Annotated in this window: 19 protein-coding genes; 9 read left to right on the top strand and 10 right to left on the bottom strand. The window is 61.4% G+C overall.

All coding sequences use genetic code 11. The features are described 5' to 3' along the window. Complete coding sequence (locus P3C29_RS13210; RefSeq protein ID WP_275964698.1) at positions 1 to 1,113, bottom strand: enoyl-CoA hydratase/isomerase family protein; 1,113 nt, start codon at positions 1,111 to 1,113, stop codon at positions 1 to 3. 132 nt (positions 1,114 to 1,245) lie between these two features. Between P3C29_RS13210 and ung the strand changes: the two genes are divergently transcribed. Further along, positions 1,246 to 1,938, top strand: a complete 693-nt coding sequence (ung, locus tag P3C29_RS13205; protein ID WP_010176598.1) for a uracil-DNA glycosylase — start codon at positions 1,246 to 1,248, stop codon at positions 1,936 to 1,938. A gap of 40 nt (positions 1,939 to 1,978) precedes the next feature. On the opposite strand, the gene P3C29_RS13200 is transcribed toward ung, so the two are convergent. From P3C29_RS13200 to P3C29_RS13180, 5 genes are read right to left on the bottom strand one after another with little or no spacing between them, the layout of a single operon-like run. Beyond that, on the bottom strand, positions 1,979 to 3,016 hold the full coding sequence (locus P3C29_RS13200; protein WP_010176597.1) for an AbrB family transcriptional regulator: 1,038 nt from the start codon (positions 3,014 to 3,016) through the stop codon (positions 1,979 to 1,981). Continuing rightward, a complete protein-coding gene (locus P3C29_RS13195) occupies positions 3,009 to 4,523 on the bottom strand; it encodes a tripartite tricarboxylate transporter permease (RefSeq protein WP_003212016.1) in 1,515 nt (504 codons plus the stop codon). The genes P3C29_RS13200 and P3C29_RS13195 overlap by 8 nt, the downstream gene beginning before the upstream one ends. A gap of 1 nt (position 4,524) precedes the next feature. Then, positions 4,525 to 4,983 carry a tripartite tricarboxylate transporter TctB family protein gene (locus P3C29_RS13190; RefSeq protein ID WP_201121478.1) on the bottom strand — a complete coding sequence of 153 codons (459 nt, stop codon included), beginning with the start codon at positions 4,981 to 4,983 and terminating at the stop codon, positions 4,525 to 4,527. 60 nt (positions 4,984 to 5,043) lie between these two features. After that, positions 5,044 to 6,030 (bottom strand): tripartite tricarboxylate transporter substrate binding protein, encoded by a 987-nt coding sequence (locus P3C29_RS13185; RefSeq protein WP_169387311.1) that lies wholly within the window; start codon positions 6,028 to 6,030, stop codon positions 5,044 to 5,046. A gap of 28 nt (positions 6,031 to 6,058) precedes the next feature. Then, entirely contained in the window at positions 6,059 to 7,339 is a 1,281-nt protein-coding gene (locus tag P3C29_RS13180; protein ID WP_010176594.1) for an OprD family porin, read from the bottom strand. A gap of 236 nt (positions 7,340 to 7,575) precedes the next feature. Here P3C29_RS13180 and P3C29_RS13175 point away from each other — a divergent pair, with 236 nt between their 5' ends. Further along, complete coding sequence (locus P3C29_RS13175) at positions 7,576 to 8,247, top strand: response regulator (protein WP_003212008.1); 672 nt, start codon at positions 7,576 to 7,578, stop codon at positions 8,245 to 8,247. Next, positions 8,240 to 9,625, top strand: a complete 1,386-nt coding sequence (locus P3C29_RS13170; RefSeq protein WP_010176593.1) for a sensor histidine kinase — start codon at positions 8,240 to 8,242, stop codon at positions 9,623 to 9,625. Before P3C29_RS13175 ends, P3C29_RS13170 begins: the two co-directional genes overlap by 8 nt. Here P3C29_RS13170 and P3C29_RS13165 read toward each other — a convergent pair whose 3' ends face one another. Next, positions 9,626 to 10,447, bottom strand: a complete 822-nt coding sequence (locus P3C29_RS13165) for an HDOD domain-containing protein (RefSeq protein ID WP_010176592.1) — start codon at positions 10,445 to 10,447, stop codon at positions 9,626 to 9,628. It lies immediately after the preceding gene. 36 nt (positions 10,448 to 10,483) lie between these two features. Beyond that, positions 10,484 to 11,425, bottom strand: coding sequence for a folate-binding protein YgfZ (locus P3C29_RS13160; RefSeq protein WP_275964677.1), 942 nt, complete (start codon positions 11,423 to 11,425; stop codon positions 10,484 to 10,486). Between the two features lie 139 nt (positions 11,426 to 11,564). Here P3C29_RS13160 and P3C29_RS13155 point away from each other — a divergent pair, with 139 nt between their 5' ends. Both P3C29_RS13155 and P3C29_RS13150 read left to right on the top strand, forming a co-directional pair. Further along, positions 11,565 to 11,819 (top strand): succinate dehydrogenase assembly factor 2, encoded by a 255-nt coding sequence (locus P3C29_RS13155; RefSeq protein WP_003212000.1) that lies wholly within the window; start codon positions 11,565 to 11,567, stop codon positions 11,817 to 11,819. Then, the gene (locus tag P3C29_RS13150; RefSeq protein WP_275964676.1) at positions 11,803 to 12,255 is read left to right on the top strand and encodes a protein YgfX; all 453 of its coding nucleotides are present in this window, start codon (positions 11,803 to 11,805) and stop codon (positions 12,253 to 12,255) included. The genes P3C29_RS13155 and P3C29_RS13150 overlap by 17 nt, the downstream gene beginning before the upstream one ends. Here the strand turns inward: P3C29_RS13150 and nadB are convergent. Next, positions 12,224 to 13,840 carry an L-aspartate oxidase gene (gene nadB, locus P3C29_RS13145; RefSeq protein ID WP_010176588.1) on the bottom strand — a complete coding sequence of 539 codons (1,617 nt, stop codon included), beginning with the start codon at positions 13,838 to 13,840 and terminating at the stop codon, positions 12,224 to 12,226. The two genes, P3C29_RS13150 and nadB, sit on opposite strands and share 32 nt — an antisense overlap. A gap of 467 nt (positions 13,841 to 14,307) precedes the next feature. Here nadB and rpoE point away from each other — a divergent pair, with 467 nt between their 5' ends. From rpoE to P3C29_RS13125, 4 genes are all read left to right on the top strand, one after another. Next, positions 14,308 to 14,889, top strand: a complete 582-nt coding sequence (gene rpoE, locus P3C29_RS13140; protein WP_007944079.1) for an RNA polymerase sigma factor RpoE — start codon at positions 14,308 to 14,310, stop codon at positions 14,887 to 14,889. Positions 14,890 to 14,920: 31 nt separating this feature from the next. Continuing rightward, complete coding sequence (locus tag P3C29_RS13135; protein WP_034096393.1) at positions 14,921 to 15,508, top strand: RseA family anti-sigma factor; 588 nt, start codon at positions 14,921 to 14,923, stop codon at positions 15,506 to 15,508. 16 nt (positions 15,509 to 15,524) lie between these two features. Then, positions 15,525 to 16,481 (top strand): MucB/RseB C-terminal domain-containing protein, encoded by a 957-nt coding sequence (locus P3C29_RS13130; RefSeq protein WP_275964675.1) that lies wholly within the window; start codon positions 15,525 to 15,527, stop codon positions 16,479 to 16,481. Positions 16,482 to 16,726: 245 nt separating this feature from the next. Beyond that, on the top strand, positions 16,727 to 18,166 hold the full coding sequence (locus P3C29_RS13125; RefSeq protein ID WP_275964674.1) for a DegQ family serine endoprotease: 1,440 nt from the start codon (positions 16,727 to 16,729) through the stop codon (positions 18,164 to 18,166). 67 nt (positions 18,167 to 18,233) lie between these two features. Here P3C29_RS13125 and P3C29_RS13120 read toward each other — a convergent pair whose 3' ends face one another. Then, a complete protein-coding gene (locus P3C29_RS13120) occupies positions 18,234 to 19,667 on the bottom strand; it encodes a M48 family metalloprotease (protein WP_010176586.1) in 1,434 nt (477 codons plus the stop codon). Positions 19,668 to 19,722 lie beyond the last annotated feature (55 nt).

The following is a 19,722-nucleotide window of genomic DNA, read 5'->3' as shown; positions in this document are numbered from 1 at the left end:
TCAGTAGTCGGACAAATCCGCCAGCGGATGGCGCCCTTCCCACACTTTGTGGAAGTGCGCCTGCACCACCGCCTCGGGGATCAGGCTGATATCCGGCCAATGCCAGTGGGGCTGTTGGTCCTTGTCGATCAACCGTGCCCGCACCCCTTCGCTGAATTCCGGGTGGCGGCAGCAGTTCAGGCTCAGGGTGTATTCCATCTGGAACACCTGGGCAAGGGACAAATGCCGCGCCCGCTGGATTTGTTCCCACACCAGGTGTGCGGTCAGCGGGCAGCCTTCGCTCAGGGTTTTGCCTGCGCGGTTGAAGAGCGGGTCGGCGTGGTCACGCAGCTGGCTCAAGGCGCGCCACGCGCAGCGTACGACCCCGACATCCAGCCATTCATCGATCTGCGCACGGCGCGGCAGCCACTGGGCTTCGGGCATCTGGCCGGTGGCTTCCTGGGCCAGGGCCTTGAGCAGGCTGTTGAGCTGCATGTCGGTCTGTTCCTGCCAGTTCAGTTGCAGCAGGCCTTCGAGCAGTTCGTCTTGTTGTTCATCCAGCAGGAAACGGTCGGCCAGGCCCAGGTCCAAAGCGTCGCGGCCATTCATGTGGGCGCCGGTCAAACCGAGGAACAACCCCAACTTGCCGGGCAGGCGCGACAGAAACCAGCTGGCTCCCACATCCGGGTACAGGCCGATGCTGATTTCCGGCATGGCCAGGCGGCTGCTCGGGGTGACGATGCGCACTGCCGCGCTTTGCAGCAAGCCCATGCCGCCGCCCAGCACATAGCCGTGGCCCCAGCAGATCAACGGTTTGGGGTAGGTGTGCAGGCGGTAGTCGAGGCGGTATTCCGCGGCGAAAAACTGCGCGGCCAGTGCTGGCACTTCGCCGCGATGTTCCCGGCAGGCCTGGGCCAGGCTGCGTACTTCGCCGCCCGCGCAAAAGGCCTTGGGGCCATTGCCGCGCAGCAGCACGCAGACGATGTGCGGGTCTTTGGCCCAGGTATCCAGGCGTTCGCCCAGGGCCTGGATCATCGGCAGGGACAGGGCGTTGAGTGATTTTTCAGCGTCCAGGCTGGCGATACCGACGCGGGCGCCGCCCGTGCCAATCAGCTCTTCGAAGTGCAGGTTCATCATGACCTCAATCGAGAAAGTGAAGGTTCAGTATGATCGCTTCGTGGGAAAGTGCCGGTTCTGCGTCAGATCAATTGACAAGCAGGGTGGGCTTTCCTAGGGTTCGCACCATTGTTTTTTCTGGATACAACCATGACCACCGACGACCGTATCAAACTCGAACCCAGCTGGAAACACGCCCTGCGTGACGAGTTCGACCAGCCGTACATGGCCCAGTTGCGGGAATTCCTGCGCCAGGAGCACGCCGCCGGCAAAGAGATCTACCCGCCGGGCCCGATGATCTTCAACGCACTCAACTCAACGCCTTTGGACAAGGTCAAGGTGGTGATCCTCGGCCAGGACCCCTACCACGGCCCCGGCCAGGCCCACGGCCTGTGCTTCTCGGTGCAGCCGGGCGTGCCGGCGCCGCCGTCGCTGGTCAATATCTATAAAGAGCTCAAGCGCGACCTGAACATCGACATCCCCAACCATGGCTACCTGCAAAGCTGGGCCGACCAGGGCGTGCTGATGATCAACACCACCATGACCGTGGAGCGCGCGAATGCCAACGCCCACGCGGGCAAGGGCTGGCAGTTTTTTACCGATCGGATTATCGAGCTGGTGAGCGAGCATCAGCCGCACCTGGTGTTCCTGCTGTGGGGCGCCCACGCGCAGGGCAAGCAGAAGCTGATCGACGCCACCAAGCACCTGGTGCTGACGTCGGTGCACCCGTCACCGTTGTCGGCGTATAGAGGGTTTATTGGCTGCGGGCACTTCAGCCGCACCAACAAGTTTCTTGAGCAGAACGGCGAGACGCCGATCGAGTGGCGATTGCCGCCGGTGTGAGAAGTGGGTGAGTGAGGGGAAATTCCCCTCACTACAGGCTTTAAACCTTGTCTGGCTGACGGTTCCAATGCCGGAACAACGGCTCCGCCAGAAACAACACAAACAACAGGCGCATCACCTGCATCGCGGTAACCAACGGTACCGACAGTTGCAGGGTTTCTGCCGTCAGGCTCATTTCCGCAATCCCGCCGGGCATCATGCCCAGCGTCAATGAACGCAGATCCAGATGGGTCAGGGCACTCAAGCCCACGGCGGCCAGCGTCGCGATCAACATGGTCAACGCCGTACCGATCAACGTACGCCCCATGAACAACGGCGCACGCCGGAAGAACTGCCGGTTGAAGTGGCAGCCCAACCCACTGCCGATCAGCCACTGGCCGATCTGGCTGCCACCGTCTGGCAGGCCGATGTGCAAGTCCCAGGTGATACTCACGGCAGCACTCACCAGCAGCGGCCCGAACAGCCACGGGTTCGGCTGGCGCAAACGCTGCCAACCCCAGGCCACCAACGCGCCGACGGGGAAGAGCACCGCCAGCCAGGTCCAATCCACCGTCGCCGGATGAAACTGCGGCGCACCTTCCCCCAGCAAGTACTTGAACGCCGCCGGCACACACAGCACCACCACCAATACCCGCAAACTCTGCCCCGCCGCGACACGGCTGAGCACCGCGCCATTGCGTGCGCCGAGGTTGACCATCTCCCCCGAGCCGCCCGGCATGCTGGAGAAAAACGCCGTGGCGCGGTCTTCACCGCTGCGGCGCATCAACCACACCCCCACAATGCTGGAGAGACTGGTGACCAGCGCGCCGAAGAAGATCAGGCCGAAGTGGCTCATCACCTGCTCCATCACCACCGGGGTGAAGTGCAGGCCGATACCGATGCCCACCACCCATTGGCCGCATTTGCGGCCGCCGGGAATTTCTGCGAGTTGCCAGGGTGTGAGGCAGCGCACGAGGATGATCGCCAGCAACGAGCCGACCATATACGGCAGTGGCCAGCCGATCTGGCTGGCGAGGTACCCGCCCAGCAGACCGACCAGCGGTGTTGCCCACCAGTTTCTAAACGTGGCCTCAGACATCGGCCACGGCACGACGCTGCAGGGAACGCTTGCGCCAGATACGCAGCAGCGGGAACAACAACATCAAGGCAGTCAGTACCCACACACCGAAGGTGATCGGGCTGGACCAGAGGATCTGCAATTCGCCGTTGGAAATCGACAGCGCACGACGCAGGTTCTGCTCCATCAAGCCGCCCAGGATAAAGCCCAGCAGGACCGGCGACAGCGGGAAGTCGAGCTTGCGCAGGATGTAGCCGAAGATGCCGATGCCCACCATCAGGAACAGGTCGAAGGTGGTGGCGTGCACCGCGTACACACCGATCGCGGTGATGATGGCAATCACCGGCACCAGCGCCCAGTTCGGCACGGCGAGGATGCGGGTGAAGATGCGGATCATCGGGATGTTGAGGATCACCAGCATGATGTTGGCGATAAACAACGAGGCGATCAGGCCCCAGACGATGTCCGGTTGCTGTTGGAACAGCAGCGGGCCAGGGGTGATGTTGTACAGCGACAGGGCGCCGATCATCACTGCCGTGGTGCCCGAACCCGGTACGCCGAGGGTCAGCATCGGCACCAGGGCGCCGCAGGCGGAAGCGCCAATCGCGGTTTCCGGAGCGGCCAGGCCGCGCATGTCGCCCTGGCCGAATTTACCGCTGGCACCGGCCAGGCGTTTCTCGGTCATGTAGGCCACGGCGGAAGCCAGTGTTGCACCCGCGCCCGGCAGTACACCCATGATGAAACCCAGCAGGCCGCAGCGAATATTCACGACGAACACCGCAGAAGCTTCCTTCAGGTTGAACATCATCCGTCCGGTGGCTTTTACCGCTTCCTGGCCACGGTGGGTTTTTTCCAGCAGCAACAGGATCTCGCTGATGGAGAACAGGCCCAACACCAACACCACGAATTGAATGCCGTCGGTCAGGTGGATGTTATCGCCGGTGAAACGGTACACGCCGCTGTTGGCATCGATACCCACCGCTGACAGAAACAGACCGATCAACGCGGCGACAAAGGTCTTCAGCGGTTTATCACCCGCCATGCCGCCCAGGCAGACGATGGCGAACACCATCAGTACGAAATATTCCGCGGGGCCGAAGGCAATCGCCCACTTGGCCAGCAGCGGGGCGAACAGCACCATGCCGCAGGTGGCGATAAACGCGCCGATGAACGAACTCCACGCCGACAGCGACAATGCCACGCCCGCCAGGCCTTTACGGGCCATCGGGTAACCGTCGAGGGTGGTCATCACGGTGGAGGCTTCACCCGGGATGTTCAGCAGGATCGAGCTGATACGCCCGCCGTATTCACAGCCCAGGTACACGGCGGCCAGCAGGATCAGCGCCGACTCAGGCGGCAGCCCGAGGGCGAACGCGATGGGGATCAACAGCGCCACGCCGTTGATCGGGCCCAGGCCCGGCAACAGGCCGACCACGGTGCCGATCAAGGTGCCGCACAGCGCGGTGATCAGGTTGTAAGGGGTCAGTGCAACGCCGAAGCCCTGGCCCAAATAGCTGAACGTATCCATATCAGTTCTCCAGAACTTCAAGCAGGCCGAGCGGCAGCGGTACATCCATGGCCTTATCGAACAACAGATAAAGACCGATGCTCATCAAGGTCACGATCACCACGCTGGGCAACCAGCGGCCGCCATACAGGCGCGCCATGGGAATGCCGATCAGCATGCTGCTGAGGATGAAACCCAGGGGTTCGAACGTGCCGGCGAAAATCACCAGTAGCGTGACGCAGACCGCGATCTTGACCAGGGTTTCGCGGTCCAGCGCCGGTTCTTCCTCGGTGTGCTTGGTGGGCTGCGGGCGAAACAGCATGTAGATCAGGCCCAGGCTCATCAGCCCGAGCATCAGCAGCGGGTAGGCGCGAGGTCCTACCGGCTCGTAGGAAAACGATGCCTGATACGGCCAGGCCATCAGCGCCAGGCCGGCGCAGACCAGCAACATGAACGCGGCGAAAATGCGTTGTAAGAGCATGCAAAACTCCTGGGCCACACCCCCGATGCGCAGGGGCGTGGCCGCGCGAACAAGGGGCGATTACTGGATCAGGCCGAACTCTTTGGCCAGCACTTTGTAGTCAGCCACCTGTTTCTTCACGTAGGTGTCCAGCTCCGGGCCGGTCATGGCGAACGGGAACAGCTCGCGCTGGTCACGCAGCTTGGCGAACTCGTCGGAGGCCAGCAGTTTGTCGAAGGCGTCTTTCCACCAGGCGTAGTCTTCGTCGCTGACTTTTGGCCCGAGGTAGAAGCCACGCACCACCGGCCAGACGATGTCGTAGCCTTGTTCCTTGGCGGTCGGAATGTTCTTCATTTCCGGCTCGTCCAGGCGCTCGTCGGAGAACACCGCCAGCAGGCGCATGTCGCCGCTGAGGATGTGCGGCATGGAGTCGGAGATGTCGGTACTGCCCACCTGGATGTGCCCGCCGAGCAGGGCGGTGGCGATTTCACCGCCGCCTTCCAGCGCTACGTAACGCAGGTCGCGCGGGTTGATCCCGGCGGCCTTGGCGATCAGGGCGGTTTGCATCCAGTCCTGGCTGCCGACGGTGCCGCCGGAGCCGATCACCACGCTGCCGGGATCTTTCTTCAGGGCCTTGACCAGATCGTCGAGGTTTTTGTAGGGCGAATCGCTTTTCACCGCGATGGCACCGTAGCTGGTGCCGACGGCCGCGAGCCAGCGCACGGCGCTTTCATCGAAGCGGCCAAATTTGCCCTGGGCCAGGTTCAACAGCGAACCGCTGGACCACGCCACCAGCGTGCCGGCATCTGCCGGGCGCTGGGCCACGACGGCGTTGTAAGCCACTGCGCCCACGCCGCCGGGCATGTAGGTCACGCGCATCGGCTTGCTCAGCAGCTTCTCGTTGACCAGCGCGCTTTGCGCCAGTTTGCAGGTCAGGTCAAAACCACCGCCCGGGGACGCCGGGGCGATGCATTCCGGGCGCTTGGGTTCGGCGGCCATCAATTGGCTGGCGAACAGCATGCAGCTGGCCGTCAGGGCAAATTTACGCAGTGAAAGGGTCATGTTCATCTCCATCATTGTTGTTATGAGGTTGCTGTTACCACAGTGCGACGCTGTAGCTCACCAGCAGGCGCACTTCATCCGCATCACGGGCCGAATAGTTGGAGCGGTAGGTGGCATTACGCAGGCGCACGGCCACATCCTTGAAGGTGCCGCTTTGCACCACGTAGCGGATCTCGCTGTTGCGTTCCCACTCCTTGCCGGTCTCGCCGTTCTTGAGCTTGATGTTGTCACCCGACAGGTAACGGCTCATGAAGCTCAGGCCGGGGATCCCCAGCTTGGCGAAGTCGTAGTCGTAGCGCGCCTGCCAGGAACGCTCTTCGGCGCCGGCAAAGTCGTTGATCTGCACGAAGTTGACCAGGTACGGGTCGCTGCCATCCACGTAGGGAAAGGCGCTGTCGCCCGACATGTGCTGGTAGCCGGCGCTGAGCTTATGGCCATTGAGCGCATAGCTGAAGAGGCCGTTGAGGGACGTGTTGTCGATCTTGCCGCCGCGAGCCGCGCCGGTGTCGTCACTGACGGCCAGGCGCAGGTCGGCGCCGAAGGTGCCGGGGCCCATCGGGCGGGACGCCACGAGGCCGAGGAAGTGCTGGCGGTACACGTCGTCGAGTTGGGCGAAGTGGTAGCTGCCGGTGATCTTGTCGGCGAACTTGTAGTCCACGCCACCGAAGTCGAAATGCTTGCCGGTGGCGCCGCTCAGGAAGCGGCTGTTCTTGTTGTTGAGGCCGATGTCTTCGTAGTTGGTGTCGTCGCGGTCCTTGGCCTTGTTCAGGCGCCCGCCGGTGAACACCAGGTTCTTGAATTCCTTGGAACTCAACAGGCCGCCTTCAAACGTCTGCGGCAGGATGCGCCCGTCGTTGGGCTTGAGGATCGGCAGCTCGGGGATCAGCGCGCCGATTTTCAGTTCTGTGGCGGAGATTTTCACTTTGCCGGTCAGGCCGAGTTTGGAATATTCGTTGGCGGCCCGGCCGTCATCGTGGGTCGGCAGCAGGCCGGTGCCGGTGCGGTCGGGGCTGGAGTCGAGCTTGACCCCCAGCATGCCCAGCGCATCCACGCCAAAGCCGACGGTGCCGTCGGTGTAGCCCGACTGCAGGTTGAGCATAAAGCCCTGGGCCCACTCGTCGCGTTTGGATTGTTGTGCACTGGTACCGTCGCGAAAGTCGCGGTTGAAGTACATGTTGCGGGTTTCGAGAGTGGCGGTGCTGTCCTCGAAAAAGGCGGCTTGGCCTGCAGGCGAAAAACCGGCAAGGGCGGCGGCACTGGCGAGGGCGGTCTGGGTGATACGAGAAGAACGAGCAGGCGGCTGTGTGCGCAGCATCGTGGGTGTACTCCGTTATTGTTCTTATTTTGGCGAAAACGCTTCGAGGCGTTTTTCGGGCGCTATGGGTGAAATAGCTCGGCAGGCGAAACCCACCGTGGCTGGATGCTAAAGGGCGAAGCTTTCACTAACCTTTCAGTCGCCTTTCAATGTTTTCGGGCTTCACAGCGCAGGCGGCGCCTGTAAACTCCCCGGCAAAGTGTGGCGCCGAGCACTCCCGAACGAGGTAAAAACCCATGCGTGTCCTTCTGGTCGAAGACCATTTGCAGCTTGCCGAAAGTGTCGCCCAGGCGCTCAAGAGCACGGGTTTGACCGTCGATGTGCTGCACGATGGCGTGGCGGCGGACCTGGCCCTGAGCAGCGAGGAATACGCGGTGGCGATCCTTGATGTGGGCCTGCCGCGCATGGACGGTTTCGAGGTGCTGGCACGCTTGCGGGCCCGTGGGAAAAATCTGCCTGTGTTGATGTTGACCGCCCGCAGCGATGTGAAAGACCGCGTGCATGGCCTCAACCTCGGCGCGGATGACTACCTGGCCAAGCCGTTTGAACTGACTGAGCTGGAAGCACGGGTCAAGGCCCTGCTGCGCCGTAGCGTGCTGGGCGGAGAGCGGCAGCAGGCCTGTGGCGTGTTGATTTACGATCTGGACACACGGCGCTTCACCCTGGGCGGTGAGCTGCTGACGTTGACCTCCCGCGAGCAGGCGGTGCTTGAGGCGCTGATCGCACGTCCCGGCCGGGTGATGAGCAAGGAGCAGTTGGCCTCCCAAGTGTTCGGCCTGGATGAAGAGGCCAGCCCCGACGCCATCGAAATCTACGTGCACCGCCTGCGCAAGAAACTCGATGGCCAGCCTGTGGCCATCGTCACGTTCCGTGGCTTGGGGTACCTGCTGGAAGCCCGCGATGCATAAGCCCAGCAGCCTGCGCTGGCGCCTGCTGTGGAACCTGGCGCTGCTGCTGGTGGTGTTGATGATCGCCAGTGGCTTGAGCGCTTATTGGAATGGGCGCGAGGCGGCAGACACGGCTTACGACCGAACGCTGCTGGCCTCGGCGCGGACCATTGCTGCGGGCCTGTCTCATCGCGACGGCACCTTGAGCGCCGATGTGCCCTACGTCGCCCTGGATACGTTCGCCTATGACAGCGCCGGGCGGATTTACTACCAGGTCAACGATATTCACCAGAAGCTGATTTCCGGCTACGAAAACCTGCCCGGCCCGCCGCCGGGTACGCCGCGCACCGATGACTATCCGGCGCTGGCACGCTTTTACAACGCTAAGTATCAGGGCCAGAACGTGCGGGTGGTTAGCCTGCTCAAGGCGGTGTCCGAGCCGAACATGAACGGCATGGCGGAAATCCGCGTGGCCGAAACCGACGAGGCACGAGTCGCCATGGCCCGCAGCCTGATGGCCGATACCTTGCTGCGTCTGGGCATGCTGGCCGTCGGTGCATTGTTGTTGGTGTTTTTCGCGGTGAGCGCGGCACTGCGGCCATTGGAGCGCTTGCGTACGGCCGTGGAAGAGCGTCAGCCGGATGACCTGCGGCCGTTGCCGCTGGTGGAAGTGCAGCATGAGTTGGGCCCTCTGGTGCGGGCGCTCAACCACTTCACCGAACGCCTGCGCGGGCAGTTCGAGCGCCAGGCCCAGTTTATTGCCGATGCCGCCCATGAACTGCGCACACCGTTGGCAGCGCTCAAGGCTCGTTTGGAACTGGGACTGCGCGCCGAAGACCCGGCCACCTGGCGCACCACCCTGGAAACCGCCGCCCAGGGCACGGATCGCCTGACGCACCTGGCCAATCAATTGCTCTCGTTGGCCCGTATCGAAAACGGCGCCCGGGCGATTGCCGAAGGCGGTGCGCAACTGTTGGACTTGAGCCAGTTGGCTCGCGAGCTGGGCATGGCCATGGCGCCGCTGGCCCATGCGCGGGGCGTGGCCCTGGCGCTGGAGGCGGACGAGCCGGTGTGGTTGCGGGGCGAGCCAACGTTGTTGAACGAATTGCTGAGCAATCTGGTGGACAACGCCCTGGCCCACACGCCGCCGGGCGGCAACGTTATTTTGCGGGTCACGGCGCCGGCGGTACTGGAAGTGGAAGACGATGGCCCGGGCATCCCGCTGGATGAGCGGGACCGAGTGTTCGAGCGTTTCTATCGGCGCAGCCAGCAGGGCCTGGGTTCAGGCTTGGGGTTGGCGATTGTCGGCGAGATCTGCCGGGCGCACCTGGCGCAGATCAGCTTGCATGACGGTGAGTTGGCGGGGTTGAAGGTGCGGGTCAGTTTTATCGCGGGTTGATCAGTAAAACATCGACCGCGCTTCGTCCAGCTCGGCACGCAAGGTGTCGTTGTAGGGGTCGATCCGCAGTTTCTGGATCGCCGGCAGTGTCGACACCGGCACGCTGGCCAGCGGATGGTCGGTGTTGCGGTGGCAATACAGCACGGCGACCTGCACCAGGTCGATATAGTCCAGGCGCTCGGAGTCGCGCTCCAGGTCCATGTACTGTGCCGGCAGGTTAACCAGCATTTCCGGGAAGTCCCAGCGTCGCAACAGCTTGTCGCCCAGCAATGGGTGAATGCTTTCAATCACGTGGTTGAGGCTGACCGGATCGGACAGCAGTTCATAGTGATCTTCGGCGTAGGTCAGGATCGGCAATACGCCAATCTGATGCACCAGCCCACCCAAGGCTGCCTGATCAGGCTTCAACTGGCTGTGGTTGCGGCACAGCGCATAGCTGACGCCGGCCACTTCCAGGCTGCGCCGCCACACATCGCGCATTTTCTGTTCGACCACTTCGGAGCGGGCGTGGAAGATCTGCTCCATCACCAGGCCGATCGCCAGGTTGCTGCTGTAGTTGGTGCCCAGCCGGGTGATGGCGGTGTGCAGGTCGGTGACTTCCTGGGTGGCGCGCAGCAGCGGGCTGTTGACCACTTTGATCAGCCGCGCCGACAGGGCGGTGTCGCGGCCGATCACTTTGCTCAGATGGCTGATGCTGATGTCCGGGTCTTCGGCGGCCTGACGAATCTTCAGGGCCACTTCCGGTAGCGTTGGCAGGACCAGGTCATCATTATCGATGGCCACAACCAAAGCCTGTTGGACTCTTTCCGCCAGCTTGTTCATTCATGATCTCTAGGGTGTTGCAAAAAGGTACGACGATCAGCGCTGGATCTCGCGATCACGGTCCAGCTGGTAAGGCAGGTCGAGCAGCTGAAGGCCCGGGCCTTCCAGCGTACCCACATGCACATCGCCACTCTCTGCTGCTTCGGCTTGCAGCACCGCTAGAAGTTCAATCGACTCACCGGCCCGGGCGGCAATCACCACCTCGCCGATGGCGCTGTTGTGCGACGGGGAAAACAGGGGGGTGCCAGGCTCTGGCAATTCACTGGCATTCAGGCTCAGGCGATACAGGCGACGCTTGAGTTTGCCCAGGTACTGCATGCGCGCGACGATTTCCTGGCCGGTGTAGCAGCCTTTCTTGAAGCTGACGCCGCCGACGGCTTGCAGGTTGAGCATCTGCGGAATGAACAGTTCGCGGGTCTGGGGCATGACCTGGCCGATACCGGCACGGATCTGGCCCAGCAGCCATTGATTCAGTTCACCTTCGTTCAATTGCGCGGCGAGTTGGCTGCGCAGGGTGTCGGCCTGGGCGGCAGGGGCCCAGAGTTCGGCGCGGCCCGGGGATACGCGAATCGCGATCAACTCGTCGCTGCGTGCCACGCTGTCGGTCTCGGCGGGCAGCTCAAGGCCCAGGCTGGCCAATAGTGGATCAGCATCCGACACCCCGAAGCGTACCCAGGCGGCACTTTCGTCGGTGAGTTTGGATTTGGAGAACACCGCGTACTTCTTCAAGTCCGCCAGTTGCGGCTCCAGCAACTCGGAGGCCATGGCCAGCAGCACGCCATCGCCTTGCAGCAGGATGCGGAAGCTCGACTGCATGCGCCCTTTTTGGGTGCAGCGCGCGCCGAGGCTGGCCTGGGTGTCACTCAGGTAGTTGAGGTTGCAGGTCAGTTGTCCCTGGAGGAACTTGGCAGCGTCGGAACCGCGGACGGCGAGAACGCCTTCGTGGGACAGGGGGCAGAAGAAAGCAGAGTCAGCCATGGGTCATCGCAGGTTAAAAAGTCATGGGTGCATCATAGAGGGGCGCCCGGCAAATGGATAGTTTCGGTATGGCCGACCAAAGCCGACTGTTCCAGGCAGCTTCGGCCTGTATACTTGCGCTCTATTTGAGGAGCGCTCCATGGTCGAAGATGTAGAACTCAATCGCCTCTACTGGCACAGCCGCCGCGGCATGCTTGAGCTGGATGTGTTGCTGGTACCGTTCGTCAGGGAGGTCTATCCGCACCTCAACGACGTCGACCGCGACTGCTACCGCAAGCTGCTGGAATGCGAAGATCAGGACATGTTCGGCTGGTTCATGGAACGTGCCGAATCGGAAGACCCGGAGCTGCAACGCATGGTTCGGATGATTCTGGATCGTGTCCAGCCCAAGTAATACGTTCGAATGCCGCTGGCACGCCTCCGGGCAGTTGCTGGCGGCTTATCTTTTCGCCCAGGCGTTCGCGCTGGGTGCTTTGTGGTTTCTCGATGTGCCCCCGTGGTTCGCCGTGTTCGGCGCCTTGTTGTGCCTGGCCCATGCCGGTTGGGTGCTGCCGCGTCATATCCTGCTGACTCACCGTTCGTCGATCCGTGGCCTGCGCCGCGATGAGGACGGCTGGCAGTTGTGGAGCGCCGCGCGTGGCTGGCACAGCGTGCAATTGCGCCCCGACAGCCTGGCGTTGCCGTTGATCGTGGTGCTGCGCTTTCGGGTGCAGGGTGACTGGCGCGTGCGTTCGATCTGTGTGCCGCGGGATTCGCAGGCCACCGATGTGCATCGGCGCCTGCGGGTGCGCTTGAAGTTCAGCCGCCGTAGGTGGTTGGCACCAGGATAGTGTCGCGCGCCTCGGGCAGCATTTGCGGGTAGTCGAGGGTGTAATGCAGGCCCCGGCTCTCTTTGCGCTCCATGGCCGAGCGAATCATCAGTTCCGCCACCTGGGCCAGGTTACGCAACTCGATCAGGTCGCGGCTGACTTTATAGTTACTGTAGAACTCGTCGATCTCATCCAGCAGCAGTCGAACCCGGTGCTGCGCCCGTGCCAGGCGCTTGTTGGTGCGCACGATTCCCACGTAGTCCCACATGAAGCGCCGCAGCTCGTCCCAGTTGTGGGCGATGATCACGTCTTCGTCCGAGTCGGTCACCTGGCTGGCGTCCCAGCGGGGCAGGGCGGCCGGCACCGGGATGCGCGGCAATTGTTCCAGGATGTCGGCGGCGGCGGAGCGGGCGTACACGAAGCATTCCAGCAGCGAGTTGCTGGCCATGCGGTTGGCACCGTGCAGGCCGGTGAAGCTGGTTTCGCCGATGGCGTACAGGCCTGGCACATCGGTGCGGCCGTGCTGGTCGACCATCACGCCGCCGCAGGTGTAGTGCGCCGCCGGTACGACCGGGATCGGGCCTTTGGTGATGTCGATGTTGAACGCCAGGCAGCGCTCGTAGACCGTCGGGAAGTGGGTCTTGATGAAGGCTTCGGGCTTGTGGCTGATGTCCAGGTAGACGCAGTCGATGCCCAGGCGCTTCATTTCATGGTCGATGGCCCGGGCGACGATGTCTCGCGGGGCCAGTTCGGCCCTCGGGTCGAAGCGCTGCATGAAGCGTTCGCCGTTTGGCAGCTTCAGGTGTGCACCTTCGCCGCGCAGGGCCTCGGTGATCAGGAAACTCTTGGCTTGCGGGTGATAAAGGCACGTGGGGTGGAACTGATTGAACTCCAGGTTCGCCACCCGGCAGCCCGAACGCCAGGCCATGGCGATACCATCACCGCAGGCGCCGTCGGGGTTGCTGGTATAGAGGTAGACCTTCGCCGCGCCGCCCGAGGCGAGAATCGTGAAGCGCGCGCCGTAGGTGTCGACTTCACCACTGGCGCGGTTGAGTACGTAGGCGCCGAGGCAGCGTTCGCCCGACAGGCCCAGGCGTTTTTCGGTGATCAGGTCGACGGCGACCCGTTGTTCCAGCAGTTCAATGTTCGGGCGCTGCCGGGCCTGGTCGAGCAAGGTCTTGAAAATCGCGGCGCCGGTGGCGTCGGCGGCATGGATGATGCGCCGATGGCTATGGCCGCCTTCGCGGGTCAGGTGGAACTCGAAGCCGCCGTCGTCGGTACCGGAATGTTCATCGCGGGTGAACGGCACGCCCTGGTCGATCAACCATTGGATGGCTTCGCGGCTGTGCTCTACAGTGAAGCGCACTGCCTCTTCGTTGCACAGGCCGCCGCCCGCATTCAGGGTGTCTTCGACGTGGGATTGTACGGTGTCGGTGTCATCCAGTACCGCGGCGACACCGCCCTGGGCCCAGAATGTCGAGCCATTGGCCAGGTCGCCCTTGCTCAGTACGGCTATGCGCAGATTGCTCGGCAGAGTCAGCGCAAGGCTCAAGCCTGCGGCGCCGCTGCCAATCACCAGGACATCGTGTTGAAACTGTTGGCTCATTTGAAGGATTCCGCAAAAAGCGATCCGAAGGGGGCGCAAACAGGACGCCTGGATCGGCGAATCAAAGGGTCACACGGCCCACTAGTATATAGAGGGGGGGAGCGGCACAATAGCCGGGCATTCGTGGCATTGTGAGACTACGGTCAACGAACTGCACGGCTTTCATGAGGACGACAGCTATTGGGATGGGAACTTTTTGCATAAGCCCCGACTCAATAGCAGGATGCCCGAAAGCTGGGAACACGCTGGATTTACTGATCGGCGTCTCTGTCAGGCGCGTCAGGAAACTGGCGACAGATTATTCGCGCAGCCGGCATCGCCCGCGCTGCGTTTTTCGTGTGTGCCAAATCAGTGCGCACCGGAAACTTGCTTGGAGGGGGAGAACTTTTGCGAAAAGTCCGAGTCTATGTTTGCAAGCCTGATCGATTAGTTATGCAAGCCTCCTTCAAGTACAACGAGGAGTGTTCATGCTAACCCAGGAAGAGGATCAGCAGCTGGTCGAGCGCGTTCAACGCGGCGACAAGCGGGCATTTGATCTGCTAGTGCTGAAATACCAGCACAAAATTCTCGGGTTGATCGTGCGGTTTGTGCACGACACCCATGAAGCGCAGGACGTTGCACAGGAAGCCTTTATCAAGGCTTACCGTGCACTCGGTAATTTTCGCGGTGATAGTGCGTTTTACACGTGGCTTTACCGCATCGCCATCAACACGGCGAAGAACTATCTGGTTTCTCGCGGTCGCCGCCCACCGGATAGTGATGTTAGTTCGGAAGATGCTGAATTTTATGATGGTGATCACGGCCTCAAGGATCTCGAGTCGCCGGAGCGTGCATTGCTGCGCGACGAGATCGAGGGAACCGTCCATCGAACAATTCAGCAACTACCAGAAGATTTACGTACGGCGTTAACTTTACGTGAATTCGATGGTCTGAGTTACGAGGACATTGCGGCCGTCATGCAATGTCCGGTGGGTACCGTACGTTCCCGGATTTTCCGGGCTCGGGAAGCCATCGATAAAGCCCTGCAGCCGTTGTTGCAGGAAAACTGAGACAGCGGCGACAGCCAAGAGAGGAACCGCCATGAGTCGTGATGCCCTGCAGGAATCGCTGTCCGCAGTGATGGATAACGAAGCGGATGAACTGGAACTTCGTCGAGTGCTAAACGCATTTGATGACGCCGAAACCCGTGATACCTGGTCTCGTTACCAAGTCGCTCGGGCGGTGATGCACAAGGATCTTCTAATCCCTCGTCTGGATATTGCTGCGGCCGTTTCTGCTGCGCTGGCTGATGAAGCCGTTCCGGCAAAAGCTGCTCGCGGTCCTTGGCGTAGCCTGGGTCGTTTGGCAGTCGCTGCTTCGGTGACCGTTGCTGTGTTGGCAGGTGTTCGCCTGTACAACCAGGACGAAATCGCCGGTGCCGAACTGGCCCAACAAACCCAGCAACCGGTCATGGCCGGTCCGCAGGTCAAGGGTCCAGCCGTACTGGCCGGCTACAAGGAAAGCTCCGATGCCACCGGGCCTATGGCCAACGGTGTACTTCAAGGGCAATCCGGCTGGCAGGACCAGCGTCTTCCAGGCTACCTGCGCCAACACGCACAGGAATCGGCCTTGAAGGGCACTGAAAGCGCTCTGCCATACGCTCGCGCTGCAAGCCTGGAAAACCGCTAGACCGCCAAGGAGCTTTATGCGCGCCATACCGCTCCTTGCGTTGTTGCTCAGTGGCTGGTTTGCAGTCCCCGCCCATGCCGACGAAGCCCAAGACTGGCTTACGCGTCTTGGGCGGGCGGAGCAGCAACAAAGCTTTCAGGGCACCTTCATCTACGAGCGTAACGGTAGTTTTTCTACCCACGACATCTGGCATCGCGTCCAGAACGGTCAGGTCCGTGAGCGGCTTTTGCAGCTCGATGGTTCTGCCCAGGAAGTCCTGCGCGTCGATGGCCGTACCCAATGCGTGAGTGGCACACTGGTTGCCGGGCTTGGGGGCTCCCCCGATTCTCCTTCACGCACCCTTGATCCGCAAAAACTCAAAGCTTTCTACGAGCTTGCCGTTATCGGCAAATCGCGCGTGGCGGGTCGAAATGCGGTGATTGTCTCTGTGACTCCCCGGGATCAATACCGTTATGGCTTTGAGCTGCACCTGGACCGCGAAACCGCGCTGCCACTGAAGTCGTTATTGCTTAACGACCAGGGCCAGTTGCTGGAGCGATTCCAGTTCACCCAGCTCAATGCGTCGGTGCCTGATGATCGTGACCTGCAGTCCAGTGGCGAATGTACGCCTGTGGCTGTAACCAGCGCCAAGGCCCCGGAGGTCGAAGTTCCTCAGGATTGGCGCCTCGATTGGCTGCCGCCAGGCTTCCAGTTGGTCAACAGCAGCGCCCATAAAGATTCCCATACCAAGGTAATCGTCAGCAGTTTGATGTATGACGATGGCCTGGCACGTTTCTCCGTGTTTTTGGAGCCGCTCAACGGTGCGACCGTGACCGAGACTCGAACCCAGCTGGGCCCGACCGTCGCTGTATCACGGCGTCTCAATACCCTGGAAGGCGAGGTGATGGTGACTGTCGTCGGTGAAATCCCGATTGGCACCGCCGAACGGATTGCGCTGTCTGTACGCAGCGGCACCACGCCCGCCAAGCCGTGAGTTGTTAATCCTATGTTCATCCTGATATTTCAATGTTGCGCAGGAGAAAGTCGATGCCTGCCTCTGTCGAGAGCATGAAATGTCTGGATCATTTTTTTCACTTGCTAAAATCCCCTATGTTTTTTATAGGTCAGTGCCTGCCGGCCCTGGCCTTGTTTTGTTCGCGGAACAAAAATGTCGGTCGCAGTTTTTTCGGCGTTTATTGAACCCTGTCGCTCAACCCTGCTCGTCGTAACGGGAGCTGTATGTCGATACCACGTTTGAAGTCTTACCTATCCATAGTCGCCACGGTGCTGGTGCTGGGTCAGGCCGTTACCGCGCAAGCGGCCGAGCTGCCTGACTTCACCCAATTGGTGGAGCAGGCGTCGCCTGCCGTGGTGAACATCAGTACTACGCAGAAGCTGCCGGATCGCAAAGTTTCCAACCAGCAGATGCCCGACCTGGAAGGCCTGCCGCCGATGCTGCGGGAGTTCTTCGAGCGTGGCATGCCCCAGCCGCGTACGCCGCGCGGCGGTGGTGGTGGCCAGCGCGAGGCCCAGTCCCTGGGTTCGGGTTTCATCATCTCGCCTGACGGCTACATCCTGACCAACAACCACGTGATTGCCGACGCTGACGAGATTCTCGTGCGCCTGGCTGACCGCAGCGAGCTGAAAGCCAAGCTGGTGGGCACCGACCCACGTTCCGACGTGGCCCTGCTGAAAATCGAAGGCAAGGACCTGCCGGTGCTCAAGCTGGGCAAATCCCAGGACCTGAAAGCCGGGCAATGGGTAGTTGCGATCGGTTCGCCGTTTGGTTTTGACCATACCGTGACCCAAGGCATCGTCAGCGCCATCGGTCGCAGCCTGCCAAACGAAAACTACGTACCGTTCATCCAGACCGACGTGCCGATCAACCCGGGTAACTCCGGTGGCCCACTGTTCAACCTGGCGGGCGAAGTGGTCGGCATCAACTCGCAGATCTACACCCGTTCCGGTGGTTTCATGGGCGTGTCCTTTGCGATCCCAATCGACGTGGCCATGGACGTTTCCAACCAGCTGAAAACCGGTGGCAAAGTCAGCCGCGGCTGGCTGGGTGTGGTGATCCAGGAAGTGAACAAGGACCTGGCTGAATCCTTCGGTCTCGACAAGCCGGCCGGTGCCCTGGTCGCGCAGATTCAGGACGATGGCCCGGCTGCCAAAGGCGGCTTGCAAGTCGGTGACGTGATTCTGAGCATGAACGGCCAGCCGATCGTCATGTCTGCAGACTTGCCGCACCTGGTGGGCGCGCTCAAGGCCGACAGCAAGGCCAAGCTGGAAGTGATTCGCGACGGCAAGCGCCAGAACGTTGAGCTGACCGTAGGTGCGATCCCGGAAGAAGGCGCGGCGCTTGATGCGCTGGGTAACAGCAAGCCGGGTGCAGAGCGCAGCAGCAACCGCCTGGGCATCGCCGTGGTCGAGTTGACCGATGAGCAGAAGAAAAGCTTCGACCTCAAGAGTGGCGTAGTGATCAAGGAAGTCCAGGACGGTCCTGCCTCCCTGATCGGCCTGCAGCCGGGTGATGTCATTACTCACCTGAACAACCAGGCTATCAACTCCACCAAAGAGTTCACCGACATCGCCAAGGCGCTGCCGAAGAACCGCTCGGTGTCGATGCGTGTCCTGCGTCAGGGTCGCGCCAGCTTCATTACCTTCAAACTGGCCGAGTAATCCGCTAGTCCAATAAAAAGCCCCGCTCTTGATGCACGAGAGCGGGGCTTTTTTGTGGCTGTAAGGTTTAGCCCATCATGTCTTTGATCATGCGTTCCTGATCGATCAGTTCACGTTGGCGTGCATCGATACGTGACGAAAGCGGGAAGTTGCTGCCGGCGCGACGCTTGGCGAAGTCCAGTTGTTGAATGGCCTGCTTGAAGTCCCCTACCAGCGCGAAGTACTCGGCGCGGGCCTGATGCAGGCCGATGATATTGCCCGACAAACCCCGGGTTTCCGCGACCTGATACCAGACGTCCGGATCGTCGGTGCGTGATTTAAGCAGGCCTTCGAGGGCTTTTTCCGCGTCAGCGGTGCGGCTTTGCTTGAGCAGCAGATCCACCCGAACCTGATTCAGCGGGTAGTTGCCTGGATATTGCGTCAACATCCGGTCCGTACGCTGCTGGGCATCCGGCAGGCGATTGTTGCTCATGTCCAACTCGATCTGCGCCAGGTTGTAGGTGATGTCGTTGGGCGCCTTGGCCAGCAGCGGCTTCAGGTTTTCCCGGGCCAGGTTGAATTGCGCACCTTTGATCTGGGCGATGGCGAGGCCATAACGCGCCACATCGTTTTTCGGGTTTTCATCCAGCTGAGCCTGGAAGCGTTTGGCTGCCAGGCCCGGAGTGTCTTCGTAATACAACTGCACACGAGCGCGGATCAGTTGGTAGCGCAGGCTGTCCTCAATACCGCCCGGCTTGGCTTGCTCCGCGCGGTTGCGGGTGTCTGCGATCCGCGATTCGGTGACCGGGTGAGTCAGCAGGAATTCTGGCGGCTTGGCGTCAAAGCGGTATTGGCGCATCAAGCGCTCAAACATGGTCGGCATGGAGCGCGGGTCGTAGCCGGCCTTCTCCAGGTTGAGGATGCCGATACGGTCAGCCTCTTGCTCGTTTTGCCGGGAAAAGCGACGTTGTTCCTGGATTGCGGCGGCCTGGCTGCCGGCAATCGCGGCAATGCCCGCATCGCCTGCACCCGCGGCAGCGGCAATGATGCCGCCGAGCAGCGCAGCCATCATCGGGATTTGCATGCGTTGCTGCGCTTCCACGCCCCGGGCGAAGTGGCGTTGGGACAAGTGAGCCAGTTCGTGAGCCAGTACAGAGGCATATTCGCCTTCGGTCTGGGCATTGAGAAACAGGCCGCCGTTGACCCCGACGATGCCGCCTGGTGCGGCAAAGGCATTCAGTTGCGGGCTGTTGATCAGAATGAATTCCAGGCGCCGGTCATTGACCTGGCTGGTCTCCACCAGTTTGTAAACGCTGGTTTCGACGTAATCCTTGAGTTGCGGGTCGTTGAGTTGCGAGACCTGGCCACGCAGGTAGGCGAGCCATGCCCGACCCAAATCGTATTCCTGTTTTGGCGAGACAATGGCAGAACTGGCGTCGCCAAGTGACGGCAGGTCGTCGGCGAAGCCTGGAGAGGCAAGCAGGCAAGCCAGCGTCAGCAGGGTAGGGCGCAAAAAAGTCATGCACAAAGCCTTTCGACAAAGAGCTTACTGTAGCCGGACACTGAGCTTCGGACCA

Source organism: Pseudomonas sp. 1912-s (assembly GCF_029269205.1).
Taxonomy (GTDB): Bacteria; Pseudomonadota; Gammaproteobacteria; order Pseudomonadales; family Pseudomonadaceae; genus Aquipseudomonas.
The sequence above is the reverse complement of the archived record's forward strand: the minus strand, read 5'-3'. Positions and strand labels throughout refer to the sequence as shown.

Bases quoted from the DNA above. Each gene is read 5' to 3' on its own strand.
- P3C29_RS13210 (WP_275964698.1), bottom strand. From the start codon at position 1,113: ATGAACCTGCACTTCGAAGAGCTGATTGGCACGGGCGGCGCCCGCGTC.
- ung (WP_010176598.1), top strand. From the start codon at position 1,246: ATGACCACCGACGACCGTATCAAACTCGAACCCAGCTGGAAACACGCC.
- P3C29_RS13200 (WP_010176597.1), bottom strand. From the start codon at position 3,016: ATGTCTGAGGCCACGTTTAGAAACTGGTGGGCAACACCGCTGGTCGGT.
- P3C29_RS13195 (WP_003212016.1), bottom strand. From the start codon at position 4,523: ATGGATACGTTCAGCTATTTGGGCCAGGGCTTCGGCGTTGCACTGACC.
- P3C29_RS13190 (WP_201121478.1), bottom strand. From the start codon at position 4,983: ATGCTCTTACAACGCATTTTCGCCGCGTTCATGTTGCTGGTCTGCGCC.
- P3C29_RS13185 (WP_169387311.1), bottom strand. From the start codon at position 6,030: ATGAACATGACCCTTTCACTGCGTAAATTTGCCCTGACGGCCAGCTGC.
- P3C29_RS13180 (WP_010176594.1), bottom strand. From the start codon at position 7,339: ATGCTGCGCACACAGCCGCCTGCTCGTTCTTCTCGTATCACCCAGACC.
- P3C29_RS13175 (WP_003212008.1), top strand. From the start codon at position 7,576: ATGCGTGTCCTTCTGGTCGAAGACCATTTGCAGCTTGCCGAAAGTGTC.
- P3C29_RS13170 (WP_010176593.1), top strand. From the start codon at position 8,240: ATGCATAAGCCCAGCAGCCTGCGCTGGCGCCTGCTGTGGAACCTGGCG.
- P3C29_RS13165 (WP_010176592.1), bottom strand. From the start codon at position 10,447: ATGAACAAGCTGGCGGAAAGAGTCCAACAGGCTTTGGTTGTGGCCATC.
- P3C29_RS13160 (WP_275964677.1), bottom strand. From the start codon at position 11,425: ATGGCTGACTCTGCTTTCTTCTGCCCCCTGTCCCACGAAGGCGTTCTC.
- P3C29_RS13155 (WP_003212000.1), top strand. From the start codon at position 11,565: ATGGTCGAAGATGTAGAACTCAATCGCCTCTACTGGCACAGCCGCCGC.
- nadB (WP_010176588.1), bottom strand. From the start codon at position 13,840: ATGAGCCAACAGTTTCAACACGATGTCCTGGTGATTGGCAGCGGCGCC.
- rpoE (WP_007944079.1), top strand. From the start codon at position 14,308: ATGCTAACCCAGGAAGAGGATCAGCAGCTGGTCGAGCGCGTTCAACGC.
- P3C29_RS13135 (WP_034096393.1), top strand. From the start codon at position 14,921: ATGAGTCGTGATGCCCTGCAGGAATCGCTGTCCGCAGTGATGGATAAC.
- P3C29_RS13130 (WP_275964675.1), top strand. From the start codon at position 15,525: ATGCGCGCCATACCGCTCCTTGCGTTGTTGCTCAGTGGCTGGTTTGCA.
- P3C29_RS13125 (WP_275964674.1), top strand. From the start codon at position 16,727: ATGTCGATACCACGTTTGAAGTCTTACCTATCCATAGTCGCCACGGTG.
- P3C29_RS13120 (WP_010176586.1), bottom strand. From the start codon at position 19,667: ATGACTTTTTTGCGCCCTACCCTGCTGACGCTGGCTTGCCTGCTTGCC.